The organism is Mesorhizobium sp. M0317 (assembly GCF_040321555.1).
Lineage (GTDB): Bacteria > Pseudomonadota > Alphaproteobacteria > Rhizobiales > Rhizobiaceae > Mesorhizobium.
The window spans coordinates 1-10,312 of the sequence record NZ_JAMYRV010000080.1 but is presented as its reverse complement, the minus strand read 5'-3'; the positions used below and the strand labels follow the sequence as shown (position 1 = coordinate 10,312).

Genomic DNA, 10,312 nt, shown 5'->3' with positions numbered 1-10,312 from the left:
ATCACGGACCGCATCATGTCAGGGGCATCGAAATCTACAAAGGCCGGCCCATCTTTTACGGCCTGGGGAATTTCTTCAACCAAGACCTGAGAACGCCAGTCGGGGCTGACATGTTCGACGCACACGGGAAGGATCCACGGGTCGACACTGATGCCGAGGTAACCGCCCATGAGATGGCAATAGGATATCCGACGCAGGAAGGATTCACACCGCTCTCCGATGCGATCTACTATGAGAGCGTCGTTAGCGTGAGCCGTTTTGAGGAAAACCAGATCGCCGAGATACGGCTCTATCCACTCGAGCTGCGACGCAGCGAGCGGTTAGCCAACCGGGGAGTGCCGAGACGCGCTCCAGCGCCCCGAGCAAGTGCCATTCTGGAGAGGCTACAGATGGCGTCGAAGCCATTCGGGACCAAAATCGAGATCGAGAACGGCGTTGGACTGATCCGATGTAGCCCAGCGCGGCCTTCAGCCGGAATTTAGTGATAGCCCCTCGCGGTTTATTGGTTTCAGCTCGGCCAGCCGAGCCAATGGTCTTAGATATTCATCGATTTTCAACTGAAAGATTTTCCTATGAGTTTCCGCATCCTCACCGGCGAGATTGAACATGAAGCAAACACCTTCAACAAAGTACCGACCACGCTCGAACACTTCCGGGCCCACGGCTTGCTGCTGGGCGACAAGATTCCGCCGGCGCGGCGCGGTACGCGCACTGCTTTGGGCGCGGTGTTCGAGGCATCAGACAAATTCGGCTGGACCCTTTCGCATCCCCTGGCTGCGAGTGCCACTCCTGGAGGAACGGTTACGAAGGAAACCTTTGAGCAGCTCTGCGCCTGGTTCCTTGCGGGCGCCGATGGCTGCAATGGCGCGCTCATAAACCTGCACGGCGCCATGGTCGCTGAAGGCTGCGAGGACCCGGAGGGCGAAATCCTCGCTCGACTGCGAGCTCTTCTCGGGCCCGAAGGGCCGATCGTGGTCACGCTCGATCTACACGCGAACGTGACGGAGAAAATGGCGGCGAACGCCTCAGCGCTGATAGCAGTACGCACCTACCCTCATATCGACTACTATGAACGCGCCTGGCAGGGGGCAAAGCTGCTTGACCGTGCCCTGCGCGGCGAGATCCATCCGCGCACCGTCATCGCCAAGCGCCCGATGCTGGAGGGGCTCGATTACGGGCGCACCCAAGTGGGCCCGATGCGCGAACTGATCGCTCGTGGCGAGGCGCTGGAAGCCTCCGGCAGGGCACTCGTGGTCAGCGTCTGCGCCGGGTTTTCCTTGAGTGATATTTACGATGTCGGGCCAAGTGTCACCATTACTACCGACGGCGACCCTGTGGAGGCGCAGCGCACAGCCGAGGAATTTATGGACTACGCGTGGGAGACGCGCGAGTTTCGCTCCCTTCCGCCAGACTCCAGCATCGCCGAGGCGGTGGAACGCGCAAAGGCCGGAGAGGCCGGCGCCACAAAGCCATTGGTGCTCGCTGACAACAGCGACAATCCTGGCGGTGGTGCTTACGGCGACGCGACAGAGCTGTTACGCGCGATGATCGAGGCCGACCTTCAGGACGCGGCCTTTTATGCCATCTTCGATCCGGCGGCCGTACAGGCCGGCATTGCCATCGGCGTCGGAAACACGGGGCGCATTTCCCTAGGCGGCACGCATGCCCCGGAGATGGGTGGGGGGCCGCTCGACGTCGAAGCGCATGTTGTCTCCATAACCGATGGCCATTTTCGCTGCTATGGACCGTCCTTCCAAGGCGGAGGCGCATGGCGCAACTTCGGGCCAAGTCTGATGCTGCGTGTCGGTGGCATCGAAGTTGCGGTGATCTCGCGCAACGAGCAGGGGACGGAAGTTGCTCAGCTCACATCTCTTGGCATCGACCCAATTTACTGCGCAACCATCGCACTAAAGTCCTCTCATCATTTCCGAGCGGCGTTCGAACCTATTGCGCGCGACGTGATCAGGGTCGACGGAGGCGGAATGCTAGGAGGCGCGCTCCGATCAGCATACCGTCATGTACGTCGCCCAATTTGGCCCCTCGACGACATCAAACTCTAACAGGCTGTAGAAGAAGCCTGTCGTATTGCCTTGAGGATGGCTTCGTCGCCGTTGTGGTATGCGAATGTGATCTCGATCGAGCCGTCGTCGAGCAATTCGGCGGAACTTCGCCGGTGACTTCATCCATCTCGTCGAAGCCGGCCTATGTGAAGAAGATCGTCGAGGGGCTGTAACTGAGATCGAGGCCGGGTTGCAGGGCGCCGAAGGCTATCTCGCCATAGTTGTCGGGTCCGACGGTGATGGTGGCGGGTCCACCGAGCTCAGGTAGCCGCGATCCCGCAGATCGGCTTCGATGATCCGCCAGTGGCCGATCAGTTGGCAGCCCGTGGGCGCGGTCATGCCGGCACCGCCAGCAGCGTCGCGAAGGTGAAGGCCCACCCGACGCGGTCGCGACCGCGCAACTTGGTCTTCTCCTGCCCGGCGACCGTCTTGATCCAGCCGAACGCCTCCTCGATGCGCTTGCGGATGCGTTGGCTGACGGCATAGCCGCTATGCCCGGTCGTGCGCCCGTCGATCGCGGAACGGCGGCTGTTCGTGTTCTGCGCTACATGCGGAGTCACCTTCATTGAGCGTAACTCGTTGATGAAGTCGTCCGCGTCATAGGCCTTGTCGGCGCCGAGCGTGATCGCCTGCGGCCGGTCGTTCGATCATATGCAGTGCGGCCACCAGTTCGGCATGCCCGTCGGCCAGCGTCAGGCAGGCATCGACCAACAGGCCATGGCGGTTCTCCATCAGCCCGTGCCACATGAAGCAGAGCTTGGTCTCCTTGCCCCGCCCCTTGCGGCAGAGCTTGGCATCGGGGTCGGTGGTCGAAGCATGCGTCTCGTTTGACCGTTTCTGGCCGTGGAAGTTCGCTTCCGCATTACGCCCGCCGTCCTGCAGCCGGCGGCTCGCCTGAGCCATCTTCGCCCGAACCGTCCTTCGGCTTGACGCTCTTCATCGACGCCCAGGCCCCGATCAGTGTACCGTCTACCGAGAAGTCATCCGTAGACAGAAGCCTCTTCACCTTGGGCTTGGCGAGCACGCCAGCCAGGAACTTCGCTGCGATGTCGCCCTCCAGCAGCCGGTCGCGGTTCTTGGAACACCGAATGGACCGGGCCGGACATCGACGCCGATGCCGACGAACCAGCGGAACAGAAGATCGTGTTCCAGCCGCTCCATCAAAAGCCGTTCCGAGCGGATCGAATAGAACGCCTGCAGCAGCATCGCCCTGAGCAGCTTCTCCGGCGGGGTCGACGGCCGACCGATCCGCGAATACAGCGCCGCGAAGTCCCACTCCAGCGCCGACAGCGTCTCGTTCACAATCACCCGGATCGCGCGCAATGGATGATTGCGCCGAACCCGGGCTTCAAGATCCACGTAGCTGAACAGTTCGCCTGTCTGTTCGTCTCCGCCTCGCACGCATGCGTCTCCGAATCCCTTCGCAGACAATGAATCATGGTTGCAAACCGATGGCGAGTGCTTTTGTAAACAGCCTGCTAGTCTAGATGACTGACTGATCCGTTCATGGCGCAAGCTGATGCCGATTAATTACCTGAAACGATGTCGAGACTACATCAGAGGACATTACTCTACCCCGTACGACCTCGACTAACTTCATGACAGTTGCGGGAGGCGTGGGTCTTCCGCTTGAGTAATCATCGCCACCCATCATCGTGGCTTCGCCTGAAGGACTGATCGAATGGCGTTTGCGGTCGCATCGACATCGTCATCGCTAATGAGATAGTGAAGGACCGCGCGAACCACGCCTTCGCTGAGCGTGCCCATGCGCACATCCCGCTGCGACAGCGCCGCCAGGAAGTTTGGGACCGACAGACCGTCTCCCTCAAGCCGAAAGAACACCATGTTCGTATCGATGACCGGGGGTTCGATGCGGATGCCGGGAATGTCGCCGATTTTCTCCGCCAGCAACTTTGCCCGCCGGTGATCTTCGACCAGCCGGTCCACCATGGTTTCAAGAGCCACGATACCTGCACTGGCCATGAAGCCCGCTTGGCGAAGTCCGCCCCCTAGAAGCTTCCGATAGCGCTTCACCCGGTCGATGAAGGGCCGTGGTCCACACACCATGGAGCCGAATGGCGCAGCAAGTCCTTTAGACAGGCTGAACATGATCGAGTCGAAGTCCTCCGCCATTTCCGCTGGCGTCCTCTTCGACGCTATCGCCGCATTGAAGATGCGGGCGCCATCGAGGTGAAGTGGCAGGCCGTGCTCGTCGGCAAGCTCGCGCACTTCCTTAATGTAGGACGCTGGCAAGACACGCCCGCCACGTTGACAGTGCGGATTCTCCAGCACGATGACGCCCGGCGGCGCGCATTGGTAATCGCTCTTGTCGCGGATCGCCGAGCCTAGGTTATCCAAGGACAGCCGTCCGTCGGTTTCCGTCGGCACGGGGTGAAGGACGAGACCCCCCACCACCGAAACGCTGCCGGCTTCGAAATCGTAGAGATCGGACCGATCGCCGACGATCACCTCGTGGCCGCGGGGACAATGCGCAAGCAACGCAGCAAGGTTTCCCTGGCATCCGCTCGATAGGAAAGCGGCGTCCTCCTTGCCGAGCATTTCCGCCGCCAACGCTTCCAGCCGATTAAGCGTCGGGTCTTCACCGTAACCGGCGTCACCCACTTCCGCGTCGAACATCGCCCGCCGCATCTCTTGGGTGGGAAGGGTTACGGTATCGCTGAGCAGATCTATCATTCTTCTCTCCCAGAGGTGGCGTTGCCTGTCTTTCGCAAAACGGCTTTCGACGCCGTCAGCAGTAGGTGAGCATCAACGGAAACGGCTCTAAGTGCCCCAAATCCTGGCTTGCGGTGAAATAAAAGATACCGCCGCTGCGACCGCGTCTGACCACGCCTCACAAACTTCAAGCCGAGCGATACTTCAGACAGGCAAAATTGTCTCGACCAGCTTCACCCAGTAGCCAATGCCGTAAGGCAAGGCTTCGTCGTTGAAGTCATATGCAGGGTGGTGCGTGGGAACAGTTGGTCCATTCCCAATGAAAATATAGGCTCCCGGCCGCGCCTCAGACATGTAGGCGAAGTCCTCTGCCCCCATAGTCACTTTCATGTTGTCGTCTACGGAGTCGTGCCCCACGAGGCTTCGGGCCGCCGTAATCGCCAGTTCGGTCTCCTCGGGGGAATTAAAGGTAACGGGACACGACCGTAGATACCTAAAATCGACATCTCCCCCAAAACCTCGCGCAATGCCCTGGGCAGCAGCTAACATTTCTCGCTCGGCGAAGTCTCGCAGATTAGATGCGAGCGCCCTGACGGTTCCGGAAATCTCGACCTGGTCAGGAATTTGGTTGTAAGCCTGTGAGGCTTTCAACTTTGTGACGGAGATCACGAGTGACTCCATGGGATCAGTCTTGCGGGAGACCAACGTTTGCAGACCAAGGATGATCTGTGCTCCAATGGTGACGGGATCGACTGTTCTATGGGGGGTGGACGCATGGCCGCCCGCGCCCTTCACGATGATGTCGAAGTCGTCTTGCGAGCCCATGGTGGCACCATGGCGAATGCCGAACCCACCAATTTCTATGCCCGGCCTGGTATGCATACCAAAAACCTGGGATATGCTGAACCGATCCAGTATTCCTTCCTGGACCATCCTAAAGCCGCCGCTTGGGAATTCTACCTCTTCTGCCGGCTGGAAGATCAAGGCGACGCAGCCCTTGAAATTGCGCGTGGAAGCTAGGTGTTTCGCAGCGCCCAACAACATGGCCGTATGACCGTCATGGCCGCATCCATGCATTATGCCCGGCTTTTTCGAAGACCACGGCTTGTTGGACGCTTCTATAATAGGTAAGGCATCCATGTCCGCTCTTAGCCCGATCGTAGGCCCGTCGCCGCCCTCGCCCTGGATCAGCGCTACGATTCCGGTCTCAGCTATCCCCGTCACAATATGATTGATGCCGAAAGATGCCAGCTTTTCAGCCACGAACTTGGCTGTGTTGTGTTCTTGAAAGTCTAGTTCAGGATTTTCATGCAGATACCGCCGCCACTCTGTTACCTCGCGTTGCAACTCCCGGAAAGTTTCAACATCCGTCATTACCTTAAACCTCTTTTGCGTGTTCTCTTGACCATCTCGAAGTCGGTCTTTTCGGTTGCCTCGCATCTTTGTGCGAACCACAGGCGATTGAATGCGCAGTTTCCGTCAAATGGCGATCACCTTCATTCCTGACCTCATCCTATGAGGCATGTAAGTGAGAGATTTCCGCCAAAACGCGTCAGTAGTTGATGTGGATGAGAGAAAATCCTAAATTTTTGAAACAGAGCCAATGCCAACGCCCACCGCGAGATTTGCTGTTTTATCAGGACCTGTTTTAAAGTGACCGCATTGCACGACCGTATCCTTCGACACGGCAGCCAATGCCCCTTATCGAGTCCGGGGAACGGGTCCTCGGGTTGCTCGATCCCAGCAGAAGGGCCATCCGGATGGGGACCTTTGGATGTCGTAGGATTATTGTGCAGGAACCGGCTGCCCGCTCTTTCCATTAGCATTCCCTCGCTGCATTCCGCTGCCCACAAACACAGCTGGCCGCCTTGCAGACCAGGGAATGGCCTCCTCCAGATCGCAGGCGACACGAACCAAGGTCGCCTCATCGCCGAAGCGAGCAACAATCTGGATGCCGATGGGCAGGCCTTCGCCATCATTGAAGAGAGGCAGCGAAACTGAGGGTTGACCGGTGATATTGAAGACTCCCTGGAATTGATACAGGGACTGGCTGGCGTCACGAAACTCGTCGATCGTGATACCCTCGCTGATCGTGGTTTTGGTACTGTGGGGAAGCGCAGTGCATGGCAATGTGGGTGTCAGCAGGATGTCAAAGGCTTTGATCGCATCCCCCACATCGGCGCGGACCTTGCGCTGGGCCTCGAACACTTCCGCAGCGTACGATAGCGGCAGCCGTTGAGCCGCCCGGTAAAACTCGAGATTGACGGGGTCCACGGTCTGCTCGTCGACTATGCGTCCGAGCGCTCGCGCTGCGTCATCTAGCGATGCCATCCACATGACACATGCGCCAGCCTCGACCGTTCGCATGTCGCCCAAGGCGTAGGGCGAAGACATTTCCTCGACGAGATGTCCCATCGTTTCGAGAGTTTTTGCGGTCCGCTCGACGGCCGCGCGGATCTCCGGCTCGACTTTCCTATCCCCCCATGGCGAGATGGCCACGCCGACCCGCAGGCGGGTAGTGGGACGGGCAAGCTGCTCCACGTAGGGCCGCTCCTGCGGCTGGATGACGAACGGATCGCCTGGATGAGCGCCGGCAAAGACATCCAGCGCCGCCGCCATGTCTCGGACGCTGCGGCAGACTACGAAGTAGCGACCCAAGCCTAACCCGACATCCTGCTGGTCCGGGCCGCCGGAGATGCGGCCGCGCGATGGGTTCAAGCCGACCAGGCCACAGAAAGCCGCTGGGGTGCGTGTGGACCCGAGGCTATCGCTGGCGTGCGCAATCGGCACGATGCCCGCAGCAACGGCAGCTGCCGACCCGGATGACGAGCCGCCCGACGTTCGGTCCAGCTGCCACGGATTGCGCGTGATCCCATTGGCCAAGGATTCGCTCATGCGCGCCATTCCGACGCCCAATTCGGGGGTGGTGGTGCGCCCCACGATGCGCAGCCCGCCGGCCCGCGCACGTTGCATGAAATAGCTCTCCACAGTGGAGCGAAAACCCTTGAAAAGCCGGCTTCCCTGTTCCTGGAGTCGGCCGGCCTCACTGGCGCCGATGTCCTTCCGCAGGAAGGGTACCCCTGCGAATGGCCCGGTGTCAGAGCCGGAAACGGACTCGGCATCCTCATAGAACTCGATGACGGCGTTGATCGTCGGGTTGATCTGGTCGTGTGCCTCGCGCGCGAGGCGGATGAGCTCCAGGGTGGTGACCTCGCGCCTGCGGACCAACTCCGCGAGCCCTGTGGCGTCATGACCGGCGTATTCATGCAGTTTCATGTGTACCGTCCCTCCATCTCAGCAAGTGTCATTACCGAATGAGCGGATATTATCTTCATGTGATCGCCTCAGCGTCGAAAGACGCCTCAGGCCGGACGCCGACCCTCGGTCGCGTCGTCTCGCTAGAGCAGCCGCGATGTTCGGCTGGGCTGCGTCCGAACGCACCCCGGAAGCACTTGGAAAAATGGGACGCCGAGACAAAGCCGCAGGCCACGGCTATCTCCAGTTGCGGCATGTCCGTATTCTCGATCAACTGCTTCGCCCGCTCTAGTCGGAGGCGCAGGTAGTAGCGCATTGGCGAACACGAGACGTAGCGTTCAAACAATCGCTCGATCTGACGCCGCGAGCGGCCCACGCATTGCGCGATGTCATACAGAGCAAGCGGATCCTCGATGTGTTGCTCCATTAGGCTGATGATCTCAGACATAGTTTTGCTGACGCCGGCGAATTCGGCACTGGCCTCCCATTGCATATCCGAGCCAGATCGCCACTGGAGCGCGGTCGTGTGATGGCAGACCGCCGACGCCGTTTCCTTCCCGAGACGATTGGATACGAGTTCCATCACGAGATGGAAGGGCGCAAAACCCCCCGCACAGGTGGTAATATCACCATTGCTGACGAACAGGTTATTCATGACGTTGAGACCACTGAACGTCTCCGTCAGCGCCGGCATCTTTCCCCAGTGAATCGTGCACGGAGCATCATTCAGCAGACCGCTTTGTGCGAGGAGCCAAGTTGCTGTTCCGAGGGCGGCGATGGGCACCCTATGCCGCCGGCAAAGACGCAGCAGGTTAATGAGCGGCGCGGAAGCTTGGGTTTCGACCTGTTCGCCGGCGCAGAGGACGACCATGTGGGGCCGGGCTACTGAACTTATCGCTGCTACGGTCTTCGAAAATGCATGGTCGGCAGACACGGAGATACCGCACGCGCACTCCACTGACTTTCCATCCGCCGTGCTTACGGACCATTCAAAAAATCGACGACCGGCAACCGAATTCGCAAGTCTGAGCGGGTCGAGGAAGGACGACAGGCTCAGCTGGGAAAAGCCCGGAAGGAGCAGGATCGCCACGCGATAGTCTGCTTCTTCCCGCGCAACGGCGTCATGCCGACGTTCATCCCGGCCAACCAGGCCCATGCTGCCGTTCGTCGAGAAGGGCGCGTTCATCGGTCAGCCGAACACCGCGACGGGTTGTTTGAGGTTGCCGCAGTGTAGTCAAAGCGTTTACCGTCATGAGTCGAAAGGATCTTTCGCATTTTGTTTAGCCCTGTGTGTAACAGCCAATGGATCCATTTTACAATGAGTGATACTGGTAACGCTTTATGTATGGCTTTGTTGATGCTACCTTGAATTGGTCGAGACCGGTCGCAACCTCTACGTAGGCGCCGCACGTCTTGGTGAAGGCGGCTGAGTTGGGGGCTGCATGACTGCGCGCTGGCGGCCCGGATAGTCGCGCTTGCACTGCGCTCATGACAAGCGCGATGCACGACATTATCTTGAGTCCCAAGCGCCCTTCTGCCGCGATCTCAATGAGTGCCTAGACTGCCGCCGCTTTGAATGTTGTCCGAAGTGTCAAAACAGGGGTCGTCAGCAGTCGGCACCTGCGAGGCATATGATCCCGGATACTTCGAACCAGGATCGTCTTGCGAACTACAGGCTTCATTCAATATCAAGCGATCCCAGGCTTGGCTAAAATTCCTCCCGCGCGCGACGCTCGGCACCGCGTATGCGATGGTTGACAACATGCTTTAGGATCGCCCGCGGCGGAATTAGCGCGGCCCTGGGCGCCGTCTCAGCGAGATCGAGCAGCTTGCTGCGCACGCCACATATTTTCTCGGCCAAAAGCTTGCCTGTGGCAGTTCCTCTGGTCATCGTCGCCGCATCCGAGGACACATTTAAGTACACGTTTGAGTCGACCTGCCCGAACTCGATCGCATCATTTCGGGTGAAGCCATTAATACCGGACCAAGTGTCTGTAAATTCGAGCGAGGCAAGCTGGGGCCAGCGCGCGATCATCGCCTTGCGAAGACGCTGTTCTACCGAGGCCAGAAAATCCTGCGAGAAGCCGGACTTCCTCGGGAACGAAATGCAGTTTCGCATCAGCAAGCGATTGCCCTTGATCAGGCGGATCGTGCTGCCATTTTCAGTAGCAGGAAGGAGAGCGAACTCCGTATCGCCGAAGGCTGACATCAACCGATCGGGAATTGGTGATGTCATGCCGGCAAACAGTGCGACCGGCGCAATGCGGTTGCGCGCAATGCCAAATTCGCCCGAGAATACACTGGTGCAGAAGATGATGTTTTTG

At 59.3% G+C, this 10,312-nt stretch carries 7 protein-coding genes and 1 pseudogene; 2 read left to right on the top strand and 6 right to left on the bottom strand.

From position 1 onward, the window contains the following. A partial coding sequence (locus NKI88_RS31285) for a CapA family protein (RefSeq protein WP_352659234.1) occupies positions 1 to 482 on the top strand: 482 nt, incomplete at its 5' end. Between the two features lie 90 nt (positions 483 to 572). Next, a complete protein-coding gene (locus NKI88_RS31280) occupies positions 573 to 2,060 on the top strand; it encodes a M81 family metallopeptidase (RefSeq protein ID WP_352659232.1) in 1,488 nt (495 codons plus the stop codon). A gap of 335 nt (positions 2,061 to 2,395) precedes the next feature. Here the strand turns inward: NKI88_RS31280 and NKI88_RS31275 are convergent. The 6 genes and pseudogenes from NKI88_RS31275 to NKI88_RS31250 all read right to left on the bottom strand — a co-directional run. Continuing rightward, positions 2,396 to 3,461, bottom strand: a pseudogene (locus NKI88_RS31275) (IS5 family transposase). 249 nt (positions 3,462 to 3,710) lie between these two features. After that, complete coding sequence (locus NKI88_RS31270) at positions 3,711 to 4,754, bottom strand: GntG family PLP-dependent aldolase (RefSeq protein WP_352659230.1); 1,044 nt, start codon at positions 4,752 to 4,754, stop codon at positions 3,711 to 3,713. 183 nt (positions 4,755 to 4,937) lie between these two features. Beyond that, on the bottom strand, positions 4,938 to 6,107 hold the full coding sequence (locus NKI88_RS31265; protein WP_352659228.1) for a M20 aminoacylase family protein: 1,170 nt from the start codon (positions 6,105 to 6,107) through the stop codon (positions 4,938 to 4,940). 411 nt (positions 6,108 to 6,518) lie between these two features. Then, positions 6,519 to 8,009 carry an amidase gene (locus tag NKI88_RS31260; RefSeq protein ID WP_352659226.1) on the bottom strand — a complete coding sequence of 497 codons (1,491 nt, stop codon included), beginning with the start codon at positions 8,007 to 8,009 and terminating at the stop codon, positions 6,519 to 6,521. A gap of 55 nt (positions 8,010 to 8,064) precedes the next feature. Next, positions 8,065 to 9,174, bottom strand: a complete 1,110-nt coding sequence (locus NKI88_RS31255) for a GlxA family transcriptional regulator (protein ID WP_352659224.1) — start codon at positions 9,172 to 9,174, stop codon at positions 8,065 to 8,067. A 522-nt stretch (positions 9,175 to 9,696) separates the two neighbouring features. Next, a partial coding sequence (locus tag NKI88_RS31250) for an FAD-dependent oxidoreductase (RefSeq protein WP_352659222.1) occupies positions 9,697 to 10,312 on the bottom strand: 616 nt, incomplete at its 5' end.

Coding starts and splice junctions, on each gene's coding strand:
- NKI88_RS31260 (WP_352659226.1), bottom strand. CDS start 8,009: ATGAAACTGCATGAATACGCCGGTCATGACGCCACAGGGCTCGCGGAG.
- NKI88_RS31280 (WP_352659232.1), top strand. CDS start 573: ATGAGTTTCCGCATCCTCACCGGCGAGATTGAACATGAAGCAAACACC.
- NKI88_RS31255 (WP_352659224.1), bottom strand. CDS start 9,174: ATGAACGCGCCCTTCTCGACGAACGGCAGCATGGGCCTGGTTGGCCGG.
- NKI88_RS31270 (WP_352659230.1), bottom strand. CDS start 4,754: ATGATAGATCTGCTCAGCGATACCGTAACCCTTCCCACCCAAGAGATG.
- NKI88_RS31265 (WP_352659228.1), bottom strand. CDS start 6,107: ATGACGGATGTTGAAACTTTCCGGGAGTTGCAACGCGAGGTAACAGAG.